This is a genomic window from Hymenobacter sp. BT188 (genome assembly GCF_014333585.1).
Taxonomy (GTDB): Bacteria; Bacteroidota; Bacteroidia; order Cytophagales; family Hymenobacteraceae; genus Hymenobacter.
Map to the genome: position 1 here is coordinate 195,389 of NZ_JACSCW010000005.1, position 24,636 is coordinate 220,024.

The 24,636-nt window shown below is 53.4% G+C and carries 15 protein-coding genes; 13 read left to right on the forward strand and 2 right to left on the reverse strand.

Going from position 1 to position 24,636, the window contains the following annotated elements; translation table 11 throughout:
- Positions 1-45: 45 nt before the first annotated feature.
- From H8B13_RS15645 to H8B13_RS15680, 8 genes are all read left to right on the forward strand, one after another.
- The gene (locus H8B13_RS15645; protein WP_315985151.1) at positions 46-3,462 is read left to right on the forward strand and encodes a DUF4175 family protein; all 3,417 of its coding nucleotides are present in this window, start codon (positions 46-48) and stop codon (positions 3,460-3,462) included.
- Positions 3,463-3,507: 45 nt separating this feature from the next.
- Complete coding sequence (locus H8B13_RS15650) at positions 3,508-3,969, forward strand: ATP-binding protein (RefSeq protein WP_187311760.1); 462 nt, start codon at positions 3,508-3,510, stop codon at positions 3,967-3,969.
- Positions 3,966-4,457, forward strand: coding sequence for an rRNA maturation RNase YbeY (ybeY, locus tag H8B13_RS15655; protein WP_187311761.1), 492 nt, complete (start codon positions 3,966-3,968; stop codon positions 4,455-4,457). Before H8B13_RS15650 ends, ybeY begins: the two co-directional genes overlap by 4 nt.
- Before the next feature lie 215 nt (positions 4,458-4,672).
- Positions 4,673-6,541, forward strand: coding sequence for a tRNA uridine-5-carboxymethylaminomethyl(34) synthesis enzyme MnmG (gene mnmG, locus H8B13_RS15660; RefSeq protein WP_187311762.1), 1,869 nt, complete (start codon positions 4,673-4,675; stop codon positions 6,539-6,541).
- 397 nt (positions 6,542-6,938) lie between these two features.
- Entirely contained in the window at positions 6,939-7,832 is an 894-nt protein-coding gene (locus H8B13_RS15665) for a class I SAM-dependent methyltransferase (RefSeq protein ID WP_187311763.1), read from the forward strand.
- A 99-nt stretch (positions 7,833-7,931) separates the two neighbouring features.
- Positions 7,932-9,566, forward strand: a complete 1,635-nt coding sequence (locus H8B13_RS15670; protein ID WP_187311764.1) for an Ig-like domain-containing protein — start codon at positions 7,932-7,934, stop codon at positions 9,564-9,566.
- A gap of 727 nt (positions 9,567-10,293) precedes the next feature.
- A complete protein-coding gene (locus H8B13_RS15675; RefSeq protein WP_187311765.1) occupies positions 10,294-10,785 on the forward strand; it encodes a DUF4385 domain-containing protein in 492 nt (163 codons plus the stop codon).
- Between the two features lie 47 nt (positions 10,786-10,832).
- Positions 10,833-11,315 carry a hypothetical protein gene (locus H8B13_RS15680; protein WP_261990411.1) on the forward strand — a complete coding sequence of 161 codons (483 nt, stop codon included), beginning with the start codon at positions 10,833-10,835 and terminating at the stop codon, positions 11,313-11,315.
- A gap of 199 nt (positions 11,316-11,514) precedes the next feature.
- Here H8B13_RS15680 and H8B13_RS15685 read toward each other — a convergent pair whose 3' ends face one another.
- Positions 11,515-12,915, reverse strand: coding sequence for an inorganic phosphate transporter (locus H8B13_RS15685; RefSeq protein WP_187311766.1), 1,401 nt, complete (start codon positions 12,913-12,915; stop codon positions 11,515-11,517).
- Between the two features lie 318 nt (positions 12,916-13,233).
- Here H8B13_RS15685 and H8B13_RS15690 point away from each other — a divergent pair, with 318 nt between their 5' ends.
- The gene (locus H8B13_RS15690) at positions 13,234-14,748 is read left to right on the forward strand and encodes a glycine--tRNA ligase (protein ID WP_187311767.1); all 1,515 of its coding nucleotides are present in this window, start codon (positions 13,234-13,236) and stop codon (positions 14,746-14,748) included.
- Positions 14,749-14,817: 69 nt separating this feature from the next.
- Here H8B13_RS15690 and H8B13_RS15695 read toward each other — a convergent pair whose 3' ends face one another.
- Complete coding sequence (locus tag H8B13_RS15695; RefSeq protein WP_187311768.1) at positions 14,818-15,225, reverse strand: hypothetical protein; 408 nt, start codon at positions 15,223-15,225, stop codon at positions 14,818-14,820.
- Positions 15,226-15,448: 223 nt separating this feature from the next.
- On the opposite strand from H8B13_RS15695, the gene H8B13_RS15700 reads away from it, so the two are divergent.
- From H8B13_RS15700 to H8B13_RS15715, 4 genes are all read left to right on the forward strand, one after another.
- Entirely contained in the window at positions 15,449-17,887 is a 2,439-nt protein-coding gene (locus H8B13_RS15700) for an efflux RND transporter permease subunit (RefSeq protein WP_187311769.1), read from the forward strand.
- Positions 17,888-17,957: 70 nt separating this feature from the next.
- On the forward strand, positions 17,958-21,380 hold the full coding sequence (gene ileS / locus H8B13_RS15705) for an isoleucine--tRNA ligase (protein WP_187311770.1): 3,423 nt from the start codon (positions 17,958-17,960) through the stop codon (positions 21,378-21,380).
- A 157-nt stretch (positions 21,381-21,537) separates the two neighbouring features.
- Positions 21,538-22,185, forward strand: a complete 648-nt coding sequence (locus H8B13_RS15710) for a lipoprotein signal peptidase (protein ID WP_187311771.1) — start codon at positions 21,538-21,540, stop codon at positions 22,183-22,185.
- A gap of 193 nt (positions 22,186-22,378) precedes the next feature.
- Positions 22,379-24,304, forward strand: coding sequence for an ABC transporter ATP-binding protein (locus H8B13_RS15715; RefSeq protein ID WP_315985152.1), 1,926 nt, complete (start codon positions 22,379-22,381; stop codon positions 24,302-24,304).
- Positions 24,305-24,636 lie beyond the last annotated feature (332 nt).

The window sequence follows — 24,636 nt, forward strand, 5'->3', positions numbered from 1 at the left end:
TTAATGCGTATCTTTCCTCAGCCCGGAAAGGCGTTTTTACACCTTGTGAAGAAAGAATCGGTGTCAGATACTAACGCAACTACAACTACTCGCTTGCCGGCGCTGCAACAGGTGCTGGGTCAGCTCGATGCGTTTAAGCGTAAGTTTTATCTCAACCTGCTCGTGCGCGGTGCGCTAGTGGCTGGGGGGCTTTTGCTGACGTTATTTTTGATTTTGAGCCTGCTGGAATACTTCCTGTACCTGCCTACGTGGGTGCGGGGCGGTCTGCTGTTTGGCTTCTTGGGCTTAGTGGTTTACACCTTCCTGCACTGGATATGGAAGCCACTGGCCGCCCTCACCAACCTACGGCGCCTGCTTTCCGACGAGCAGGCTGCCCAGCGTGTCGGCGAGTTGTTTCCGCAGGTGCAGGATAAGCTACTGAACGCCTTGCAATTGCAGGGACAAGCACGTGAAAATGCTTTGATTGCGGCTAGCCTAGAGCAGCGTGCGGCTCAGTTTACTGGCCTAGAGTTTAGCGAAGGCATCAAGATAAAAGAGCAAAGCCGACCTCTGTGGAAGTATGTGGCGGTGCCGGCTGCCATCGTGTTGGGCGTGCTGCTCGTGTACCCGAGCCTGTTCGTGCAGGGTACGGGCCGCATTCTGCATTACCGACGCGCATATTCGCCCCCCGCGCCATTTGAGTTTATCATTGAAAACAAGAAGCTACAGGCCTTTCGCAACGAAGACTTCAAGCTGCAGGTGCGCATAGAAGGCAAAGCGTTACCTAATGAGATTAACATCCGCTACAATGGCCGTGAGCGGCGCCTGACCAAGGAGCCTGGCAGCAGCAACCGCTACAGCTATGAATTCCGGCAGCTTCAAAACAGCACCGAATTTCAACTGGCCGGCGCCGGCTTTACCTCCGACGATTACGACCTGACCGTACGCGCCCGCCCCGACTTGCGCGATTTTGCGGTGCACGTTTCTTACCCCACTTATCTCGGCAAACCCGCCGAAACCATCCGAAACAGTGGCAACCTGACGGTGCCCGAAGGCAGTACCGTGCGCTGGGAATTTGCCACCACAGCTACCGATGAGCTGCAACTGCTGTTTAAAAACCCGGATGAAACTGTAACAGCCACCGCGGCCAACGACCAGTTTCAGGCCTCGCGCCGCGTGCTGCGCAGCCAGGAATATGCTGTCCGCCTGCGCAATGCCGCCAGCCTCAACCGCGACCCTATTCAGTACCAAATTACCGCCATTCCTGATCAGGTACCAGAAATAACTTTGGAGGCTTTCTCCGATACAACGTCTTTGCGCTACTTAGGGCTGGGGGGCAATTTGCGCGATGATTATGGCTTCACGCGCTTGCAGCTAAACTACCGAGTCACATCGGGGCCTAAGTCCAACACGGGCTATAAAACGCGGGCGCTGCCATTACAGAGTGGTCCGGCGCAGGCCTATGCTTACCAGTGGGATTTGGCAGGCCTTAACATGAAGCCCGGCGACCGGCTCGAATACTTTGTGCAGGTGTGGGATAACGACGGCGTGAATGGCCCTAAAAGTGCCCGCACACGCAACTCAGAGTTCCGGCTGCCGGCCCGCAAAGAGATGCGCGAGCAGCTGAACGCGCAGTCGCAGTCGGTGCAGAACCAGATGAGTAAGTCGGCGGAGCAGTCGAAGAAGCTGGAGCGGGAGTTGGCCAAGACGGAAGATAAGCTCAAGACCAAGCGCGAGCTGAACTTCCAGGACCGCAAGCAGCTGCAGGATATGCTGGACCAGAAGCAGCAGATGGATCAGCAACTGGCCGACATGAAAAAGATGTTTGAGGAGATGAACCAGCGCGAAGACCAGCTTGACCCGAAAAGCCAGGAAATGGCAGAAAAGGCCAAGGAGTTGGAAAAGCTGATGGAAACGCTGCTCGACCCCGAAACCAAAAAGCTGTACGAAGAGCTGCAAAAGCTACTGGAGCAGCAGCAGGACCAGACGCAGCCTGAAATGCAGAAATTGCTTCAGCAGCTCGAAAACAAAGAAAACACCTTACAGAAAGAGCTAGAGCGCGCGCTGGAAATGTTCAAGCAGCTACAGTTTGAGCAAAAGCAGGAAAACGCCATCAATAAGCTGGAAGAGTTGGCCAAAGAGCAGCAGCAGCTAGCCGAGCAAACCCAACAGAACGATAAGTCGCAGCAAAAAGGCCCCCAGCAGCAACAAAAGCAGCAGGAGCTACAGAAGCAGCAAGCTGAAAAGCAGCAGGATTTCAACGAAGTAAAGCAGGATCTCCAAGACCTGAAGAAGCTGGACGAGCAGCTCGATGGCGAGAATGGCGCCGACGAGATGAAAGATCAGCAGGAGCAGGTGGATCAGGAGATGCAGGAGAGCCAGGAGCAACTCAGCAAAAACCAGAACCAAAAGGCCAGTCAGAGCCAGCAGGACGCCGGGCAGAAAATGCAGAAAATGGCCCAGCAGATGCGCGAGCAGCAGGAAGAAGAGGAAGGCGATAAGCAGCAGGAAAACATCGACAGCCTACGCGACATCCTGGAAAATCTACTCAAAATCAGCTTTGATCAGGAAGGACTGATGAAAGACTTCCGCCAGGTAGACCAGACGGACCCGCGCTTTGTGCAGCTCGGCCAGACCCAGCGCAAGCTTAAGGACGACGCAGCCATCGTGCAAGATTCGCTGTACGCGCTGGCCAAAAAGGTATTTCAGATCCAGAGCTTCGTAACCCGCGAAGTAGGGGAGATGAACAACCAGATGGACGAGTCGCTGAACCAGATTCGGCAGCGCAATGTGCCCCGCGCCACCAGTAGCCAGCAGTTGGCCATGACCAGCATGAACAACCTGGCCCTGATGCTCAACGATGCTTTGCAACAAATGCAGGAGCAGCAGCGCCAGAGTCAGCAGAACCAGCAGGGCGACGGCAAGCCGGGCAAGAAAAAGAAGAAAGGTCAGGCTGCCGGCGAAGGTCAGATGGGGCGTATGCAGCAGCAGCTCAACCAGCAGATTCAGCAATTGCAGCAGAGCGGCAAGCAGGGCCGGGAGTTGTCGGAGGAGCTGGCGAAGCTGGCAGGACAGCAGCAGATGCTGCGCGAGGCCCTCAAGGAGCTGGATAAAATGCAGCAGCAGGCTGGGGGGCAAAAAGGCAAAGGTCAGGAAGGCCAAGGCGGCACCGGCGACCTGAAAAAATTAATGGAACAAACCGAAACCGACCTCGTAAACAAGCGGCTGACGGAGGAAACTGTTATGCGCCAGCGCCAAATCCTGACTCGCTTGCTGGAAGCCGAGAAATCGGCCCGGGAGCGGGACCTCGATGATAAGCGTGAAGCACAGACTGCTCAAGCGAAGCCACCCGTTTTTCCACCCGCTTTTGACCAATATAAGCGGCAAAAAGAGCGGCAAACTGAGCTACTCCGCACAGTACCACCCGCCCTCACGCCCTATTATCAGCGGGAGGTAAGTGAATATTTTCAGAAAATGAAGTAGCGCCTCGCTACTTTTACTGCTGCTGCCCTCCCTCTTACTTTTACTATGAAGCAGGTTAAAATACAGATTCCTTCGCTCGTTGAGAATATTCGCGTGGTAGAAAGCTTCATCGACAATTCGAAGGATACCTTTGATATTGAAGATGATATCTATGGCAATATCATGGTGGCGGTTACGGAAGCCGTCAATAATGCCATTCGTCACGGTAACAAATTCGATAAGGATAAAAACGTGTACCTGTCGCTGCATGTAGCTTCCGACCGTATCAAATTTGAGGTGGAGGATCAGGGTGATGGCTTCGATTATACCAATCTGATTGATCCTACGGCTCCCGAAAACCTGGAAAACCCGGGGGGCCGCGGTATTTTTCTGATTCGCCACCTCGCCGACGAGGTAGAGTTTCAGAAAGAGGGACGCAATGTTCAGCTTACGTTCCTGTTAGCTCCTACTTCCGATCTGGAAACCTCGGGCTCAGACTCCTTATCTTCCGATCATAACGCGGCATGAACCAGCACCCGCCAGGTACCGAGGACGAGATGAATAACGGCCTGCCCGAGCAGTCGCACGAGGTACACGGCATCGAGTTTATTGTAGAGGATGTAGATTTTGAGCTGGCGGAGGCGGAGGCCCTTACAGCTTGGATCGAGCGCATTGCCGAAGTGCACGAGCATGAGATTGTGCAGCTTACTTACATTTTCTGCTCCGACGAATACCTGCATCGCGTAAACGTAGAGTACCTCGACCACGACACGTACACCGACGTTATCACCTTCGATAATGCGGACACGTCGGACATTATTGAGGGCGACATTTTCATCAGCGTGGAGCGAGTACGCGAAAATGCCGAGCAGTTGGGCGTACCCTTCTGCGACGAGTTGCACCGCGTCATGATTCATGGCATGTTGCACTTACTAGGCTATCAGGATAAAGACCTACTGAGCCAAACGGCCATGCGCAAAAAAGAGGATTACTGCCTATCTTTGCGCACGTTCTGAGCACGTTGCCTTTCCTCTTTTCTAAGAAATTATCAGAAAACCGCAGGCCGTTTTGAACGGCGGCGGTTTTTTGGTTTTCAGGAACGTACAAGGGCGCATTCGTCGTTGTGCAATCCAATCTAGCAGGTCTGGCACAAACGATAGATAGGTTGTCGTCTGCCTTTTACTTATAAGCTCTTTGCTGTTAGTATGACAGCAAAAAAAGCCCCCCAGCCATGTTTCAGCAAGAAGATTACGATGTTATTGTAGTAGGCGCAGGCCACGCGGGTTGCGAAGCCGCCGCTGCTGCCGCTAACCTTGGCTCCAAGGTGCTGCTCGTAACCATGAACATGAACACTATCGCCCAGATGTCGTGCAATCCGGCCATGGGCGGGGTAGCCAAGGGGCAGATTCTGCGGGAGGTAGATGCCCTTGGGGGGCAAAGTGGCATCGTGACCGACAAGACCATGATTCAGTTCCGGATGCTGAATCGGTCTAAAGGTCCGGCCATGTGGAGCCCGCGCGCCCAAAGCGACCGGATGCGTTTCGCTGAAGAATGGCGCCTAACATTGGAACAAACGCTCAACGTAGACTTCTGGCAGGAAGCCGTAACCGGCTTGCTTGTTGAAAATGAAACCATTGTAGGTATCCGAACGGCCTTGGGCGTGGAGTTTCGTGGCAAGGCGGTGGTGCTTACCAACGGTACCTTCCTCAACGGTCTGATTCATATTGGCGAAAAGCAGTTTGGTGGTGGCCGTGCGGCCGAAAAAGCTAGCTCTGGCCTGACCGAGCAGTTGTTGGAGTTGGGCTTTGAAGCTGGCCGCATGAAAACCGGTACGCCGCCCCGCGTGGATGGCCGCTCCCTGGACTACTCCAAAATGGAAGAGCAGCCCGGCGACGAAATACCCGGTCGTTTCTCTTACCTCGACACACCTACGCTGGTCAAGCAGCGCCCGTGCTATATCACCTACACCAACCCAGAGGTGCACGAGATCCTGCGTACTGGCTTCGAGAAGTCGCCTATGTTCCAGGGTCGCATCAAGGGGTTGGGACCGCGCTATTGCCCGTCGGTAGAGGACAAAATCAACCGTTTCGCCGACAAGGACCGTCACCAGATTTTTGTGGAGCCGGAGGGAAGTAGCACCGTGGAAATGTACATCAACGGTTTTAGCAGCTCGTTGCCGGAGGACGTGCAGTACCGGGCCTTGCGTAAAATTGCGGGCTTCGAGAATGCCAAGATGTTCCGACCCGGCTATGCCATTGAGTACGACTTTTTCCCGCCTACCCAGCTTAATCTGACGCTGGAAACTAAGCGCGTGCGCAACCTCTATTTCGCGGGCCAGATTAACGGCACCACTGGCTACGAGGAAGCTGCCTGCCAGGGCCTAATGGCTGGTATCAACGCTCACAACCGCGTGCACGGCAAGCAACCGTTCGTCCTGAAAAGGAGTGAGGCTTACATCGGGGTTCTTATTGATGACTTGGTGAATAAAGGTACCGACGAGCCTTACCGCATGTTCACGTCCCGCGCCGAGCATCGCATCGTGCTGCGCCAGGATAATGCTGATTTGCGCCTCACGCCTATGGGCTACGCGCTGGGTTTGGCGTCGGATGAGCGTATGCAGCGCGTAGAGCAAAAGCAGCGTGAGACGGCGGAGATAATAGAATATCTACAGAAGAAATCCATTGAGCCAACCGAGATAAACGGGCTGCTCACGGAACTAGGTTCGGCTACTATCAGCGAGAAAACGCGGGCCGTAAATCTACTGCGCCGTCCCAATGTGGAGTTGGAGCACCTTACGCGTCACCTTCCAACGCTCGTGTTGGAACTAGGCCAATTTCAGGCGGACAGCTTGGAGCAGGCTATTATTGCCATCAAGTACGAATCCTACATTCAAAAGGAGCACTTACAGGCTGCCCGCGTGGGTGAGCTGGAAAACTTCGTGATTCAAGGCCGCTTGGACTACAAGCAAATGCCAGCTTTGTCGCATGAGGCACGCGAGAAACTCCTGCGCGTACAACCCGAAACTATCGGCCAAGCTGCACGCATTAGCGGCGTGTCGCCAGCGGATATTTCGGTATTGATGGTCTACTTAGGAAAGTAAGTTGGAAGCGGCTAGTGCGAGTTCGCTATGGCGAAATGCCTCTCGTTCACTTCTATCTATCGCTGGGGTCACAATAGCTGGCTTGGGGGGATTATTGCTTTGGGTGAGCAAGGTGCCACTTACTGTACCCCATATAATACGTTCTGGCTTAGTGCTTGAGGCACTTTTTTACCTATTAGCAATTGAGGCGATAATAGGGTTCGTCTTATTCATTCACCAATTGTGGAGGCGATATTATTGGCTTGCAGTGAAATGGGCTGTCTTTACATTAGTTCTATCATCAGTTTGGTGTGGCAGTTTTTATTAATTATTCGATTAGCATTTACTGAGCTTTTTTTCGGGTAAAATAGTACCAACCCATATCTACTACTTTTACTAAAAACTTAGTCCTTAGCCTGTGTCCTACGAACGTCTGTCAGCCTGCCCGGTGTGCGGCAAAAGCGAGTTTCGCAACAAGCTGGTAGTAGAAGATAAGTCAGTAAGCAAGGAAAGCTTTGCCATTGTGCAGTGCGAGAGCTGCGGCTTTCAGTTCACCAATCCACGCCCGGGCCCAGCTGATATCGGGCGCTACTACGAGTCGGACGAGTACGTGTCGCACAATAGCGGCGCTCAGGGCGTTATCAATCAAGCCTACAAAGTCGCCCGGTTTTTTACCATGCGTCGTAAGGTGGCGTTGCTGAATAAAAAAGCCCCCCGCAAAGGAAAAGTATTGGATTACGGCTGCGGAACCGGTCATTTTCTGGCTGCTTGTAAGTCCAATGGCTGGCAGGTAGTTGGTGTAGAGCCCAATGCGCGAGCCCGCGAAGAAGCCGCACGCCGCGTAGGTCAGCCCATCGGCACGGACGATCTGGGGGGCTTTTCTCCTGAGTCCTTCGACGCGATTACACTCTGGCACGTGCTCGAACATGTGCATGAGCTAGCTGCTACCTTGAAGCACCTCATCAGTCTGCTGAAGCCAGATGGCGTGCTGTTAATTGCCGTACCCAACGTGGAAAGCTTCGACGCACAGCACTACCGCCAGGATTGGGCGGCCTACGACGTGCCGCGCCACCTGTATCATTTCAGCCCCAAAACCATGACCCAGTTGCTCAAAAAGCATAAGCTGTCGGTGCGGGAAACACTGCCGCTGCCTTTGGATGCTTATTACGTAAGCATGCTCAGCGAGAAGCACCGCGCCGAGCGTAATGGTGGGTTACTGAGCGTCCTCAAAGCCGGTTATAAGTCCAATCAGTACGCGGCGGAGCATGAAGGGCAATATTCCAGCTTAATTTACGTAGCTGCTAAACGGTAGAAGTACGAGCAACAAACAGAACGTCATGCCGAGCAGCGCGAAGCATCTTGGCATGACGTTCTGTTTTTCACCCTTCATTTAATCCCCATTTCACCTTTGATGTCTGTACGCGCTCATTTGCTGTTTTTACTGGGAATTGGGGTAGGACTGAGTGGCTGCGCGGCCGTTAGCTCGCCGGAGGGTGGACCCAAAGATTTGACGCCTCCGAAGCTGGTGCGTACTTCGCCGGAGCAGGGCGCCCGCAACGTTACCCAGCGCAGTATTCGGCTGGAGTTTTCGGAGACGGTGCAGCTGAAGGACTTGCAGAAGAACCTGATTATCGCGCCCGTTATTCCGGAAGAGAATAAGTATCAGGTGCGTGAAGACAAAGGTGGCATCACGCTTACTTTCGAGCAGCCCCTCGATAAAAACACGACTTACTCGTTCAATTTCGGTAAGGCCATTACGGACATCACGGAAAATAATGAGGCCCCTAACGTCATGCTGAGCTTCAGCACCGGTGCCGATCTGGATTCGGGTCGGGTATTCGGGCGCGTGACAGACCTGCTTACCAAGCGGACAGCTGAGGATATTTCGGTAATACTTTATCCCGAAGCCGACACCGCAAATATTCGGCGGGGAAGGCCTTATTATTTGGCTCGCACCACTAAAAACGGGCAGTACGCTTTCCAAAACCTACGGGAAGGTCGCTACCGCCTGTTTGCTTTACAAGACAAGAATAATACGCGCCGCTACGAAGAAGGGGAGAGGATAGCCTACTTACCGGAGCTGATTACGGTGGCGCCCGGCCTCGACTCGATAGCGCTGGTGCTCGTGCGGCCTGATGCCCGTCGCCCCTTAGCCACCGGCCGACAGGGGGCACCCACGCAGTTTAAAGTAAGCTACAACGAAGGCATTCGGCAGGCTGTGCTGGCCCCTTTACCTGGTGGCGGAGCAACTTCACCGGAGGCCGTGGCGCAGCTAAATAATGCGTTGCAGGTAGCTGATCAGGGCAAATCGGTGATGCTTTACAAAACGAAAGCCGTTACCGAGGGCCGCTATCTACTATCCGCTACCGACAGTGTGGGCAACGTAGGCCGCGATACTATCAATGTGCGCTTTCAGGGCAACGCGCCGGCGCGGCGTGCGCCAGCCTACACCGTAGAAGGTAATCCGCAGGAAGTTTATTATCAGGGTCAGGTTCAGTTTCTATTTACTGAGCCGGTCATTTTGCCCCCCAATCAGCCATTTGGTATGCTGGTAGAGGATTCGACTGCCCGCCGTCCGCTTCGCCTGCCGCAGGATGGTACGCTCAGCCCTGACCGCGTCCGTCTGACGGTGAAACCGAATTTTAAGGCTCGCAAAACTGCCACCATCATTCTCGATAGCACCGCTGTTAGCAGCGTCACTGGTCGGTCGTTGGGACTGCGGCCCCTGCGCCTGCGCATCTCTGAGCAGTCGCCTTCCGGCACGCTATCCGGGGCTATCCAAACCAAGTTTAAGCGCTACCAGATTCAGCTGATCAATGATGCTTTTCAGCCCGTAGCCGTACTCGACAGCCCGAAAAACCGCTACGTATTTACCAATATTGCCCCTGGCTCGTATCAGATTCGTGTTCTGATTGATGCTGATGCCAACGGTACCTGGTACGGAGGCGACCCGCAGTTTCGGCTGCCCGCCGAGCCAGTTTATATCTTTCCCAAGAAGCTTGACGTGCGTGCTAACTGGGAACAGGAGGAGAATATCAGCTTCTAGCAAAGTGCCTTTTGCGTACCGTAGTCGCTTTCATTACGAAAGTATGTGGGTTTGGCTTCCTGGTGTGGACGCAACCTGAGTTGCTGCGTTACACCTTTTCCATCTAGGCCTCAAAATGGGTGATCCGACCTACTAGCGAGCTATCCACACTATATGAATTGCCTCGCAGATGCCCTGGGGGGCTTTTTTGTGGTTTTCCACAGGCTATACACGAGGTTATCCACGGGGTTATAAATACGCACAGGTAATCTGTGGATAATACGGGCGTAACGTGGGGATAACTCGTGGAGAAATTGCGGACAAGTTTTTTTGCAGGTATGAAAGCCAACACAGCACAGTTAAGCTGTGGATAAGGGTGGACAACTTCCCCTCAGAAAAGACCTAATCCACACTGCCTGGTTCGTGTGAATTGTGGATTCGTGGATAACGTCGTGGATTGTGAATAAAGTAATTAATTTATTTAATATCAACAAGTTACAATCCACACACCCTGTTGATAGCTGGTGCATAAGCCCTAGCTTGTACACAAGTTTTCAGCACTGTTTATAACTCTGAAATCTTATCAACTTATGCACAGCCCTAATGGTGGGGGATTAAAAAAATATTTCTTAAAATCTCTTTTAAAAAGTTATTAACCCTGTGGATAAATCGGGCGTTTCCCAAAAAAGCCCCCCAACACAATTTGCGGCTTCTCGCGTATACAGCAGTTCAGCTTTAGCAGGCCGCCATGCCCTTTGATTATTCGCTCGATTTCAAAAAAGTTGATTTTCGGCAGCAGCCCGAATTGTATCGCGTGGGCAAAGGCGAGCAGGGCGTGCTATTAGTAGAGCCTTATAAATCGGAGATACTGCCGTACTGGCGCTTTCGCACGCCCGAAATAGCGCAGGAGTCATCGGAGCGGATCTACGAGCTGTTTCTGGGCTATCTGAAAGACAACGACTTTGTAGGAGCTGATATGGCGCGTAAATTCCTGCAAATGGGCTTTACCCGAGCCCGGCGCTACGCCAATCATAAGGGAGGCAAAAAGTACGATGGCCCGGTGCCCGACGATAAAAAAGGTCAGAGCGGAGCTCATGGACGTGCTGAGTTGCCCCGCTCCCCCGAAGACCCCGAGAAAGCTGCCGCTGCTGCCATCTTCAAACAGAAATGGGACCAGGCCCAGCACTACCCCGAGTACGAGCGTCAGCGCGCCGATTTTCAGGCTCGCTACGGCAAGTGAGCCACAGATTCCTACCTTTATCTAAACTTAGACCTCACCCCACGGCTATGACAAAGCCAGACCAACCAACCAGCATGGAAGAAAACGAAATCACCCTAGGTACCGGCATGGGACCTCTGAAGTTTGGAGCCTCCATGGACGAGGTGCGCGCCCTGATGGGAGAGCCCGAAGAAATTGAAGAGTCGGAGGATGACGACGAGTTCGAGCATCAAGCTTGGAACTACTTGGAGGAAGGCTACTCCCTCTACTTCGACCGCGAAGATGACTACCGCCTCAGCTGCATCGAAACGGACCACCCTGGCTTGCGCCTTTTCGGTCAGCCAATTCACGGCAAGAGCCAGGCCGCTATTGAGGAACTGATGCGTCAGCATGGGTACAACAACCCCGAAACTGAGCGTATGGAGACCGGCGAAGTTCGCCTCTCTTATGAGAAGGAGATGATTGACTTATACTTCGATGAGGATGAGCTACAGTTTGTCAACTTTGGAGTGTTTATATCTGACGATCTGGAAGTACAATGGCCAAGCTAATTAGTAGTTATCCACAAAACACATGATTTTGTGTGTGGAAAAGTGGATAAGTGCCTATTAACCCGACACTTTACACAATTAAATCAGTGGAAAATGCCCCCAGTGGCTTGTCCACAGTTGTTAACAGAAAGCTTCAAAACGAAAAAAGCCACCCTCTTAGAGGGTGGCTTTTTTGGCTCTATTCAAGAATGACTCAGCCTTATAGGATAGCCCGGAAGAACAAAAACAGGGCCCCTGATAATACCATTGTGACGGGCAGGGTAAGTACCCAAGCCAATGCAATGTTGCGCACCATCTGGGGGTTCAGGTTCTTCACACCGCGGTTGGCCACCATAGAGCCAGCAATGGCTGATGACAATACGTGGGTAGTGGAACTAGGCAAACCAATAGCCGTGGATACCCCAATCATGCTGGCTGCTACTAGTTCAGAAGAGGCACCCTGCGCATAAGTGAGGTGCTCTTTACCGATGCGCTCACCAATAGTTTTAACGATACGCTGCCAGCCTACCATCGTGCCGATGCCCAAAGACGTGGACACCATAAGAAGTACCCACCAAGGCGCGTAATCGGTGTAAGATCGTAGGTCGGTTACGCCGGCTTTATAGATAGCTTGGTCAGCGCTGCTCAGGTTTAGCTTTTCGCTACCCAGGAGTTTTTTGGTGCGGTTGTCGAGGAGCAGAATTGCTTTACGAATCTCGAAGCGGGCGTTTTGGGGAAGTTGACGTACGCTGGTTTTTCCCACGAAAACACTATCAAGGGCATCGGTTTGCGTACGAATCTCAACCAGCGTTTTGCGGTCTTCAGCACTTAGCTCTGCGGGGTCTACCTTCTTCACCACTTGCTCTACACGGGCCAGAGAAGCGCGCATATCCAGAGGATTGAGGTCATCATTCAAAGCAAAAAAGGTAGGCACGATGCCGATAAGAATCAGCATAATCAGGCCTACGCCTTTTTGGCCATCGTTGGAGCCGTGAAAAAAGCTGACCAGCGTACAGGTCACAATCAGAATCAGGCGAATCCAGAGGGGCGGGGGCTTGCGCTTGTGGGGCTCCCGGAAGATGGCCTTGTTGCGCACAAACCGGCGCAAGATGAACATGAGCAGAATAGTCAGCGTGAAGCCAAACAGCGGCCCCACGAGCAGCGCCACGCCGGTTTCGCCGGCCTTGCTCCAGTTGACAGCCGCTCCACTAGACTCGGGCAGCAGCGAAAACGCAATACCGACGCCCAGAATAGAACCGATAAGCGCATGAGAGCTGGAAGCCGGAATACCATAGTACCAGGTACCCACGTTCCAGAGAATAGCCGACAGAATAAGCGCACCCACCATGGCAATGCCGTGGTACACATTCTGATCTACCAAGCTCTCGACGGGCAGCAGGTACACGATGCCCATTGCCACGGCAATACCACCGGCAAACACGCCAATGAAATTCCAGAAAGCCGACCAGATAACGGCCACCCAAGGGCGCAGGGTATTGGTATAAATGACTGTTGCGACGGCATTAGCCGTATCGTGAAAGCCATTGACGAATTCAAAAGCGCAGGCTGCTACCAGACAGAGGAGCAGCAAAAACAGCACTTGAGGCTCTAAGCCAAACATAGGAGGGGAAATAGGTACAAAAAAACGGGCGCCCAAAGGTAATGTTACCAAAAACGGGGCAAGATTATCAAATTGTTACCTGACATCCTGCGCCAGATTTCTTCGTTGTGCAATCAGCGAAAATTTGTAGTTAACAATACCAGTCGTAAAGGCCCCGATACGCAAGCGACCCGGTGAGCGGCTAACTGAGCTATAAAAAAGATTTGGGCAGTGGCTTGGGAGCAAATTGCTTACGGCTTCGTCTGCATGAATAGCGCCGTAAGCTACGAATCTGTTTTTTCCTCCACTCAGTTGAATCAGCAGCCTATCTTTGCTGCTATGAGCAACGCGACGCAGAAACCCTCTCTCGAAAATACCCAGCTAAAGGACATTGTGGCCCACGCCAAGGAATACGGCTTCGTATTTCCTTCGTCCGAAATCTACGATGGCCTGCAAGCCGTGTACGACTACGGCCCCAACGGCGTAGAGCTGAAGAATAACCTCAAGCAGCTCTGGTGGCGGGCCATGACCCAGCTCAATCAGAACGTGGTGGGCATCGATGCGGCCATTTTCATGCACCCGCTCACCTGGAAAGCCAGCGGCCACGTCGACGGCTTCTCTGACCCCATGATTGATAATCTGGACTCGAAGAAGCGCTACCGGGCCGACGTATTGTTGGAGGAAAAAGCCGCCCAGTACGAAAACGCCGGCGACAAAATACGCGCTGACATGCTGCTGGCCGACATGGGCCGCCTGCTCACGGCCGAGGACCTGACCGGCGTGCGCCAGCTTATCATTGATGAGAAAATAACCTGTCCCGTGTCCGGCACCGCCAACTGGACCGAGGTACGTCAGTTCAACCTGATGTTCTCGACGCAGGTGGGTTCAGTGGCTGATGATTCCAGCTTAATCTACCTGCGGCCCGAAACAGCTCAGGGCATTTTTGTCAACTTCCTGAACGTGCAGAAGTCGGCCCGGATGAAGATTCCGTTTGGTATTGCCCAGATTGGGAAGGCTTTTCGCAATGAGATTGTCGCTCGTCAGTTCATCTTCCGCATGCGGGAGTTTGAGCAAATGGAGATGCAATTCTTTGTGCGTCCTGGCACCGAGATGGAGTGGTATCAGCAGTGGAAAGAAACGCGCAAGCGCTGGCACGAAGCCCTCGGCCTGCCCGCCGAAAAGCTGCGTTTTCACGACCACGACAAACTGGCTCACTACGCCAACGCAGCCGTGGACATCGAGTTTGAATTCCCTTTCGGCTTTAAGGAAATCGAAGGCATTCACTCACGCACCGACTTCGACCTGACCCAACATCAGACGCTGAGCCGCAAAAAGCAGCAGTTTTTCGACAACGACCTCGATGAGAACGGCAAGGCGTACGGCAACTATGTGCCTTTTGTAGTGGAAACCTCTGTGGGCGCCGACCGGCTGTTTCTGGCCACGCTGTGCCAGGCATATACTGAAGAAACCATTACGGAAGGGGAGGGTGAACAGCAGCAAACCAAAACCCGCACCGTGCTACGCCTGCACCCAGCCTTGGCCCCGGTGAAAGCCGCCATATTCCCCCTAGTGCGCAAGGACGGCCTGCCCGAGAAAGCCACCGAAATCTTCGACGAGCTGCGCCACGATTTCCGCCTTGTGTACGAGGAACGCGACGCCATCGGCAAGCGCTACACCCGCCAGGATCTCATCGGTACGCCCTTCTGCATTGCCGTCGACCACCAAACGCTGGAAGACAATACCGTAACCGTGCGTCACCGCGACTCCCGCGAGCAAACCCGCATGCCGATCAGCGAGCTGCGCAACTACATCGGCGAGGCTGTCAGCTTCAAGCGAATTTTTGAGAAACTGTAGACTTTACTTAGAAAACGCATAAAAAGCCCCCCAGAGCAGTTCTGGGGGGCTTTTTCGTAAGACCATATCCTAATTGTCACTCAGCCAGTCGGTGGCTTCGCGGCGTGAGGTGAAGTAGTTGAACTCCACTTGCTGGGGGGCAAATGCACGGTCGAAGGAAGGGGAGTAGCAGCCCATCTGGTGTTGGTACTGGCCTTCGGAGAGCAGAGCCGCAATAAACAACTGCCGAGATGAGTGTGCCGGCAAATGACGCATGATAGGTGCCAGCAGAAACTCTTCGTCATCGTCGGTGGGCGGCGCGTTACGCTTCAAGTCCAAGAGCAACTTATCCACACCCAGATTGTGCATAGCTTCAAGTGCCAGCTGATATACTTTCTCAAAAGTTTCCGCCAATGAGGATGCCGCATACTGCAGCTGCATGGTAGCAGTAGCAGCATGATAAGCAAGGGACACAGTAGGCGTTTGGTACAAAATCATGGAAGCGGGACAGTGGCGAACCAGCGTCTATAACGGCATTGGGGGGCAAAAATTGCGGTAGAGGGACTAATACGCGGATTGAACTGCCTTCGTTTACAAAAATTCAACTTGAAAGATTCAAATGCAGACTTTTCGGTTGCCTAGGACTGTTGGTTGGTACTTGAAAACTTCTAGGCTTACTACCTACTCGGCTTTCCGTACCTTTGCTGCATTTTAACGGCCTATGTGGAGCTCTCTTGCGCTTTTCGTCATCAAGCAGCGGCGGATTCTTATCCTGCTCATAGCCGCGATGACTGTATTTATGGCCTGGAAAGCCAAAGACGTAGAAATGACCTACGACTTTGCCCAGGTCGTTAGTCCGGACGATCCGGACGTAGTCTACTTTCAGAATTTCAAGAAGACCTTCGGCGAAGATGGCAATGTACTCGTGTTGGGCTTGCAGGACAGCAGCGTGTATAAGCTGGGCAACTTCACCGAGCTGCGCAACCTCACCGATACCCTAAGCGGCGTAGAGGGTGTGAACGGTGTGTTGTCAGTCACAAAGGTTTTTGCCTTGCGCAAAGACACCGCTACTCAGCAGTTTAAGGCTGTCCCAATCTTTGCGAAAGCCCCCGAAACCCAACGCGAGCTGGACAGCTTGATGCGGGAAGTGAATCGGGTGGAGTTCTATAAAGGCCAGCTCATTTCACCTAGTACCGGCGCCACATTGCTGGCCCTCACCATGGACCCCAAGTACTTGAATTCGTCACGACGTCAGGCCGTAATGAATGAGATTCTGGGCCACGCAGAGGCTTTCAGCAAGAAAACCGGTATTCGTCTGCACTACGCGGGTCTGCCCTACGTGCGCTCCACCATGACCACGAAAGTGGCGGCCGAAATGAAGTTTTTCGTGCTGCTCACGGTGCTTATGATGGGCGCTACCCTGTTCATGTTCTTCCGAACGTGGGCGGCCGTTATCTTCCCTATTCTGGTGGTACTGGTAGTGGTAATCTGGTGCGTGGGCACCATGGTGCTATTGGGGTACAAAATCAACCTTCTTACTGGCCTGATTCCCAGTATCCTGATTGTTATCGGAGTTCCCAACTGTACGTATCTACTCTCGCGCTACCATTACGATTACCGAAAATCGGGTAATCAGATTCTGGCCATGACGCGCGTGGTGCGCAAAATTGGGTTGGTGACTTTGATGAATAATACGACAACGGCCATTGGCTTTCTCGTGTTCTGCTTCACTGATATTGCCATACTGTATCAGTTCGGGCTGATTGCTACAATCAATATTTTTGTGGCTTTTGCCGTTTCATTTATCCTGATTCCGGCTGTATTTACCTACCTACCGCCGCCCACACCCAAACAGCTAAAGCACCTAGATGCCAAGCCGCTAACTAAACTGCTGGAGTTCTTCGAGCACTTGGTGTTGGAGCGCCGCGGCACCGTGTATTTGATAGGAGCAGGCCTGGTAGCAATCTCGTTGTTAGGTATCACGAAGATCAAATCGGTCTCCTACATGGTAGACGATTTGCCCAAAGAAAGCTCCGTAAATAGCGACTTGAAGTTCTTTGAGCAGCATTTCAATGGTATCATGCCCTTGGAAATCGTTATTGACACGGGCAAGAAGCAGGGCATCCTTAAGATTAAGAACCTGGAGAAGATAGACCGGTTGGAGAAATACCTGCGCACCCAGCCCGTGCTGTCGTCGCCGGTTAGCATTGTTACTTTCCTTAAAGCTTCGACCCAAGCTTTCTACAACGACAACCCCGAGTATTACCGCCTCCCCGACAATTCGGAGAAGAACTTTATCCTGCGGTACTTGGCTCAGTCGAGAGGTAAAGAATCAGCTAATGGCCCGATGAGTGATAAGCTGCTGCGCTCCTTTGCTGACTCTACTGGCCAGCGGGCGCGCATCTCCCTCAAGATTGCGGATATCGGCTCCCGCAATCTCGACACCCTGATTAACCGCCAGATTCAGCCTCAAATCCAGGAGATCTTTAACGGCTCGGGGATGACGGTGAAGCTGACGGGCACGACCATTCTCTTTACCAAAGGCAACGAATACCTTATTAACACGCTGAAGGAGAGTATTATAATTGCCTTTGCGCTGGTCGGCCTGGTGGTCCTAATTCTGTTCCGCTCGTTGCGGGCGGTATTCTTTACGTTGCTGCCCAACCTGGTTACCCTGATTCTGACGGGTGGCCTGATGGGCTACTTTGGTATCCCGCTCAAACCCAGCACGGCTCTGATTTTCAGCATTGCCCTGGGTATTGACGGCGACAACTCCATCCACTTAATAGCCAAATTCAGGCAGGAGCTAGCCGTGAACGGCCGCCGAGTGAAGGCCGCTATCAGCACTACCTTGCGGGAGGCGGGAACTAGTATGATTTATACTAGCATTACACTGTTTCTGGGTTTTAGTGTGTTTGCTTTCAGCGAGTTCGGTGGCACCAAAGCCTTGGGGTTGTTGATGTCGGCGAGCTTGCTCATTACCAACTTCTCTAACCTGATTCTGCTGCCCTGCCTGCTCGTAACATTTGAGCACGGCAAGGATGAGACCATCGACCAATCACTACTTCAGCACTACGACGACGATTATCACCAGGAAGACGATGACTACGAGCTTAACCTCAGCCGTATGACGGTGAAGCGGATAGGTACCGAAAGCTAGTTTTCAATCTGTTCCGTTGTTTTCTCACTTATAGAAGGCGATGGAATTGGAGTATACAGAACACCACCCCATGAAATATTCCGAATACAAACAGCCGCTCAACTACGCCCAAGTCGGTACCGACATCCTCAAATGGTGGCAGGAAAACGGCATTTTTGAGAAGAGCGTGAGCACCCGCGAGGGGCAGCCCACCTACGTGTTTTACGAAGGTCCGCCGTCGGCAAATGGTGCGCCCGGCATTCACCACGTAATGGCCCGGACGGTGAAGGATATCTTCTGCCGCTATCAGACCTTGCTGGGCAAACAGGTGTCGCGCAAGGGCGGCTGGGATACCCACGGTCTACCCATTGAGTTGCAGGTTGAAAAGGAACTGGGCATCACGAAGGAAGATATCGGCAAGAAGATTTCGATTGCCGATTACAACCAGCGTTGCCGCGAAACCGTGATGCGCTTCAAGGCGCAGTGGGACGACCTTACACAAAAGATGGGCTACTGGGTTGACCTCGACGACCCGTACATCACCTTCGAATCGGAGTACATCGAAAGCTGCTGGGCGCTGCTCAAGAAGCTCTACGACAAGGGTTTGCTGTATAAAGGCTACACTATTCAGCCTTATTCACCGGCAGCCGGCACCGGCTTGTCTTCGCATGAGCTGAACCAGCCCGGCACTTACCGTGATGTGAAGGACACGACCATCGTGGCGCAGTTCAAGGTGAAGCGGGATGAAGCTTCGGAAAAGCTATTCGCGGGTGTGGAAAACCTGGGGGGTAATTCTGCCTCTGGGGGGCAAATCGATACGTTTATTCTCGCCTGGACCACTACGCCTTGGACCTTGCCGGGCAATACGGCCCTAGCCGTAGGCAAGAATATCCGCTACGCGCTGGTGCGCACCTTCAACCCGTACACGCATCAGCCTATTCGGGTAGTGCTGGCTAAGGATTTGGTGAATCGCTATTTCACAGAAAAAGGTGCTGAGGCTTCTTTAGAAGACTACAAAGCCGGCGACAAAGTATTGCCTTGGCGTTTGGAAGGCGAGTTTTTGGGTCAAGATCTCGTGAATATCCGCTACGAGCGCCTTTTCGATTTCACTCCGTTTGAAGGCGAGGAAAAAGGTTTCCGCGTCGTTGCCGGCGACTTTGTTACGACCGAAGACGGTACTGGTATCGTGCACATTTCGCCTACGTTTGGCGCTGATGACTTCCGGGTAGCTCAGCTCAATGACATCCCAGCCCTGCTGGTTACCGATGCCGAAGGCAAGCTGACGCCTATCGTAGATCGGACGGGCCGCTATGTGCTGCAGATGGGTGAGTTTGGTGGTCGTTTGGTGAAAAACTACGACGGCCACGACGAAACCGGCGCCGACTACAAAACCTTGGATGAGAGTATCGCCATTCGGATGAAAGGGGACGGCACCGCCTTCAAAGTGGAGAAGTACGAGCACACCTATCCGCACTGCTGGCGCACCGATAAGCCCGTACTTTACTACCCGCTCGACTCCTGGTTTATCAAGACCACGGCCGTGAAGGACCGCCTCATCGAGCTTAACAAAACCATCAACTGGAAGCCCGAAAGCACCGGCTCCGGCCGCTTCGGCAACTGGCTCGAAAACCTGGTCGACTGGAACCTCAGCCGCTCGCGCTATTGGGGTACGCCGCTGCCCATCTGGCGCAGTCAAGATGGCTCGGAGGAAATCTGTATTGGCTCTATTGCCCAACTGAGCGCCGAAATTGACAAGGCCGTGGCCGCCGAGATTATGACCCACAACCCGTTGACGGCTGGGGGGCAAATTGATCTGCACCGGCCCTACGTGGACGATATTTTCCTCGTGTCGCCCACTGGCCAGGCCATGTACCGCGAAACCGACCTCATCGACGTGTGGTTCGACAGCGGCGCTATGCCCTACGCGCAGTGGCACTACCCGCTCGAAAACGAAGCGAAATTTCAGAAGAACTTCCCCGCCGATTTTATTGCCGAAGGCGTGGACCAAACCCGCGGCTGGTTCTTTACGCTACATGCTTTGGGCGTGATGCTGGAAGACTCCGTGGCGTTTAAGAACGTGATTGCCAATGGCTTAGTGTTGGCGAAAGACGGGCAGAAGATGAGCAAGCGCCTTGGCAACGCCGTCGATCCGTTTGCGACTATCCAGCAGTTTGGGCCCGATGCCACCCGCTGGTATCTGATTGTCAACGCGCCACCGTGGGACAACCTCAAGTTCGACCCCGCTGGCGTGACGGAGGTGCAGCGTCGCTTCTTCGGTACGCTGTTCAACACGTATTCCTTCTTCGCGCTTTACGCCAACCTCGACGAGTTCCGCACCCGCGAGTTCGACCGTATTCCGTTCACCGATTTGAGTGAGCTGGACCGTTGGGTGCTATCGAAGTTGCAGTCCTTGATTCTGGAAGTTAGGGGGCATTACGACAATTATGACCCTACCAAAGCGGCCCGCGCCATCCAGGATTTCGTCACCGATCAGCTGTCCAACTGGTATGTGCGGCTCTCGCGTCGCCGTTTCTGGAAGGGCGAATTGACCACGGATAAAAAGGCCGCTTTCGAGACCTTGCAGGAATGCCTGGTGGTCGTAGCGCAGCTGATGGCACCCATCGCGCCCTTCTTCGGCGAGTGGCTCTACAAGAATATGACCGACGGCATGCGTCAGGAAGCCTTAGCGAATAACACGCCGCTGGCCCCCGAATCGGTGCATCTCACGTTGCTCGTGGAAGCCGACACGCGTCGGATTGACACGGCGCTGGAGGAGCGTATGGAACTGGCCCAGCGCATCAGTTCTTTGACCCATTCGCTGCGCAAAAAGTCGGTGCTGAAAGTGCGCCAGCCTTTGCAGCGCATCTTAGTGCCGGTACTCAACGACACCACCCGCGACCAGGTGGGCTTGGTGGAAGATTTGATTTGCGCTGAGGTAAACGTGAAGCACGTGGAATTTTTGGACGACACCAGCGGCGTGTTGGTGAAGTCGGTGAAGCCTAACTTCAAGCGTTTGGGTCAGCAATATGGCCCGAAGCTGAAAGCTGTGGCGGCCCGCATTCAGCAGATGACGCCCGAGGAAATCAGCGTACTGGAATCGATCGGAACGCTGGCCGTGGAAGTAGAAGGGGAGCAACTGAATTTGGCCCCCGACGACGTAGAAATCCGCACCGACGACTTGCCCGGCTGGCTTGTAGCTACCGACGGTCCGCTCACCGTGGCCCTCGATGTGACGCTGACTGACGAGCTGCGCCGCGAAGGTGTGGCCCGTGAGCTGGTTAATCGTCTGCAAAACCTGCGCAAGGACAGCGGCCTGGAAGTGCAGGACAAAATCCGCATCACGCTGGGCGGTGAGCAGCCCGATTTGGCGGCCGCCGTGCAGTTCTTCGGCGACTATATCCGCACTGAAACCCAGGCGCTTTCGCTCACATTCAGCCCGGAGCTGACGGGCGGCGTGACCCTGGAGTTTGATGACTACAGCGTGCCGGCTCAGCTGGAAGTGGTAACTGCTTGATAATGAATAGCCAACCGAGCCGTAAAAAGCCCGGTTGGTATAACCTCGCACAAAGCATTGGGGGGTGCGTTTAAAGTCGTTTAAAAACTCATAAATCAGGCCCAAAACGGCACAAAAAGCCCCCCGGAGCTTGTACTCAAGCGTTAGAAGCACAAGAATGAAGTACTGGAAATATTACTTGCTGGCCTTGCTGGTTATCCTCATCGATCAGGTCTCGAAATGGGCGGTGCACACCTATATGGAGCCAGGAATGCCGGGCGAAATTCCGCTCATCGGCGACTGGTTTAAGCTCCATTACACCCTAAATCCGGGCATGGCTTTCGGGGTAGAGCTGCCGGCGCCCTATGGCAAGATTATCCTGACCACTTTTCGCTTGGTGGCCGTCACTTTTATTGCCTATCTCATTCGCAAGCACAGTCTTCGAGACACGCATCCCGGTCTGCTAGCCTGTGGGGGGCTTATTTTGGGCGGCGCCATCGGCAACCTGATCGACTCTATGTTCTATGGCGTGATCTACAATAACGCCCCTTTCGAAGCGCCTACACCGTGGCTACATGGCCAGGTAATCGACATGATTTATCTGGATTTGTACGAAGGCTTTTTGCCTATGAGTTGGCCACTAATTGGTGGTTCTCACCTCTCGCTGTGGCCCATCTTCAACATCGCCGACTCAGCAATCTTTATCGGAGTAGCGCTTATTCTGCTCAATCAAAGTAAGTTTTTCCAGCACGAAGATTCCCCTACGAAAACCGTAGTCCCTCGCCGCGACACCGAGCCAACGTCGACGGAGCATGTTCAACTGTAGCTAACTGCTTTCACGCTAAAAGTCTTCTGTCATCCTGACGAAGGAAGGACCTTATCAAGCTAGAACGAGACGTTGACACAATCGTCTTTCTGGTTCGATAAGGTCCTTCCTTTGTCAGGATGACAGCCGTTTTAGGTAGCTTTGATTTTAGCTACAGCCTGTTCTTTCATCTCTTCTTTTAGCTATCCACTCTGTGCAGCCACTCCTCACCGTCTCTAATCTTACCATCGACTTCACCTCTCACCGCGGCGACGTACGGGCGGTGAATGACGTGTCGTTTGAGCTGCGCCGGGGCGAGACGCTGGCTATCGTGGGCGAATCGGGTTCGGGGAAGTCGGTGACGTCGCTGGCGCTGATGGGGCTGATACAAATGCCCCCCGGTCGTGTGACCACTGGCCAGACGCGGTTTCAGTCTGAGGAACTAGGCGAAGTTGACTTGCTAAAGCTTTCTGATGAGCAGTTGCGGCGGGTGCGGGGCAACGAGATTTCGATGATTTTTCAGGAGCCGATGACCTCGCTCAACCCTGTGCACACTTGTGGTGCCCAAGTGGTAGAAGCGTTGCGTTTGCATACTTCGTTGTCCTCTAAAGAAACCGAAGCCCGGACTATCGAGCTCTTCGCAACTGCCCAGTTGCCGCGGCCGGAGAAAATCTTCAAAGCCTATCCGCACGAAATCTCTGGGGGGCAAAAACAGCGGGTGATGATAGCCATGGCCATGGCTTGTAACCCCGCAATCCTCATTGCCGACGAGCCCACCACTGCCCTCGACGTGACGGTACAGGCCCGCATGCTCCAGCTTATCGACGACCTGCGGCGTCAGAATAACACGGCTGTCCTCTTCATCACTCACGACTTGGGTGTGGTAGCCGAAATCGCTGACCGCATCCTCGTTATGTATCGCGGAAAGGTGGTAGAGCAGGGCCTTGTGCTCGATATTTTTACCAACCCTCAGCACCCCTATACGAAGGGCCTTCTGGCCTGTCGGCCCAAGCTCTCCGTGGGTAAGCAGCGCTTGCCCGTTGTAGCCGATTTTATGGCTGAAGACGCTTCTGGCCAGCTCACCGAAATCAGCGCTCCGGTGCCCGAAGCTCCTAGCGTTGAGTTAGATAGAGCGCCTACACTGACGGAGAACATACCAGTCGAAATCCCCAAAATGTTCCACGGGGAACATTTTACGCCTGTTTCAGCCATAAAATCGTCTTCAGAATCTGCTATTTCAGAGCCTGCTTTGGGGGGAAGTTTAGCCAGTGAAACCGGCTCGAAACCGGCCGAAAAGACTGGGCCGGTTCTGCTACGGGTGGAAGGCTTGAACGTGCACTTTCCTATCCGCAAAGGCTTGTTCAATCGGACTAAGGAGTACGTGCGAGCGGTGGATGGCGTGAGCTTCGATATCTATTCCGGCGAGACAGTAGGGCTGGTAGGCGAGTCGGGCTGCGGCAAGACGACGCTAGGCCGGGCCTTGTTACGGTTAGTGGAACCAACGGCGGGTCGCATCCTGTTCGAAGGCACTGACCTGGCTACCCTGCCGGCGGGCGAGTTGCGGCGGCGGCGGCGCGAGTTCCAGATGGTGTTTCAAGACCCCTATGCGGCGCTCAACCCGATGATGACGGTAGGAGAGGCCATCATCGAGCCCATGCAGGTGCACGGCGTGGGAGGCACCAAACAACAGCAAAAGGCTAAAGTGATGGAGCTGTTGCGCACCGTAGGGCTGCGCGAAGATCATTACCTGCGCTATCCGCACGAGTTTTCGGGTGGGCAGCGCCAGCGCATTTGTATTGCGCGGGCGTTGGCATTGCAGCCCAAGTGCATTATTTGTGATGAGTCCGTATCCGCGCTTGACGTGTCGGTGCAGGCGCAGGTGCTGAACTTGCTGAATCAGCTCAAGCGTGACTTTGGTATCACCTACCTCTTCATTACCCATGATTTATCGGTAGCCCGGTTTATGTCGGATCGACTGTTGGTAATGAACAAAGGGCAGATAGTGGAGAGTGGACCTGCGGCGGCGGTCTATGCTAATCCCCAGCATGAGTACACCCGTACCCTGCTCAGTGCCATCCCAAAAGATGAACCATCTGATATCCGGGCGGCCCAGGCACGTCGGGCGGCGGAAGTAGCGTAGCGCCAAGTTCCGACTTGCAAAACTGCTGAACAGTTAGCTGGGGGCTTTTTTGCAATAACTGCAGTGAAACGCAGACTCAGAGTATGTACTACTACTTTGGTGAATAATAAGCTTCATGCTTGCTCAAGGAGGAGCTTAATAGGTCATCACAATAATTTCATAACGCATCATTATCATCAGTAAATAGTTATTTTCTCTAATATTCCGTAGTATCTACTTTGGAGCTGGAATCCTTTACTTCCACCCACGTTTAATCGCCCTTCCGGCGACTTCTGATTTTTGAATAACCCCGGAGAAACGCACCTGCGTATACTCCAACCTACCTATACTCG